We start from the raw sequence: 1,361 nt of genomic DNA on the forward strand, positions 1-1,361 counted from the left end.
AGGTGCCCGGGGCTGATGCCGTCGATGGTGCCGATGAGGGCGTCGCCGAACCCGGCGCCGAAGGACTGGATGCCGTTGACGGCGATGCTCTGCCCGGCGGAGTCGGTGAACAGCCCGACGGCGTCGGCGCGGGCTTGCGCCTGCCACAGCTGTGCGTCGATCGCGGCCCGCACGGCGATCTTGCGGTTCGCGATCCGGGCGAGGTCACCCGCACGGGTGGACGCGCCCACGGGCAGCGGGCTGGCTGCCACGTGGTTGTGGCGTGCCCCGTCGTCGTCGATGCGGGCCATCAGCCCGGACGGGTCTGCCCAGGTGGTCGGGTTGTTGTTCGCGTAGGCGTACGGGTTCCACTGCTGCGGGTCGCCCAGGTCGAGCAGCGGGTCCACGCTGATGAACCGGCCGGTGGACTCGTCGTAGTAGCGGGCGCCGAGCTGGGTCAGGCCGCTCGCCCCGTCACGGGTCTTGCCCAGGAACTGGTGGTCTCCGGGGACGGCCGCGCCGGTGCGCGCGGCCCCGAACGGGTCGGTGTAGGTCTTGGTGATCGTCCCGGGCCAGGGCTGGGTGTTCGCGACCGCGGCCAAGGGTGTGCCGTGCGCATCGGCCACCAGCGAGGTCACCCCCGCCAGACCGGCGCCGGTACGCACCGCAACGGTGCGCCCCGCGAACGTGTAGTACCGGGCCGCAGTGACCTGCCCGGTCGCGTCCACGGTGAGCTCTTGCCCACCGGGCAGGTACACCGTCGTGCCTGCGGCATCCGTGCGCGTCAGACGCCCACCCGACGCGTCGTACACGAACCCGGCCTCACCGGCCCCGTAGGCGGCCTCGGAGGCACCGACCTCGATCGACGCGAGCTCGCCCGACTCGTCCCAGTCCAAGGTCCGACTGGCGGCCGACCCGACCCGACGGTGCTCCTCGCGGCCCGCCGCGTCGTAGTCGTACCTCGTGCTCACGCCCGCCGTCGTGGCCGAGACCAGCTGGTGGGCCGTGGCCGCCTCGAACCGGTAGCTCGTCGAGGAGGTCCCCGCCGCCGTACGCGTCGTGTACGCGGTGCGGTTGCCCTGCTCGTCGTAACCGTAGGTGTTCCAGTACGCGCCCGGACCCGCGGCCGCCAACGACGCCGTCAGCGGGCACGACGTGGCCGTGGTCGTCCACGCCTCGACGAGCCGACGCAACTGGCCGTACTCGAAGCACTGCACGTCCCGGAACCCGGCACCCGTCCTACCGGTCGCCGTGGGACGGTCAGCAACCTGACGGACATTACCCGCCGGGTCGTACTTGTAGCCGACGGCCAGCTCGGCACCATCGACCTGCTCACGATCCAACGAGATCCCCGTCAGACGCAGGGTGGCCGAGTCATACCC

At 71.9% G+C, this 1,361-nt stretch carries 1 protein-coding gene; it reads right to left on the bottom strand.

The window, feature by feature from the left end; translation table 11 throughout:
• The coding region (locus CCO02nite_RS15545; protein ID WP_146844087.1) for an RHS repeat-associated core domain-containing protein at positions 1-1,361 on the bottom strand (1,361 nt) is incomplete at both ends.

It is taken from the genome of Cellulomonas composti, from assembly GCF_007990245.1.
Lineage (GTDB): Bacteria > Actinomycetota > Actinomycetes > Actinomycetales > Cellulomonadaceae > Cellulomonas > Cellulomonas composti.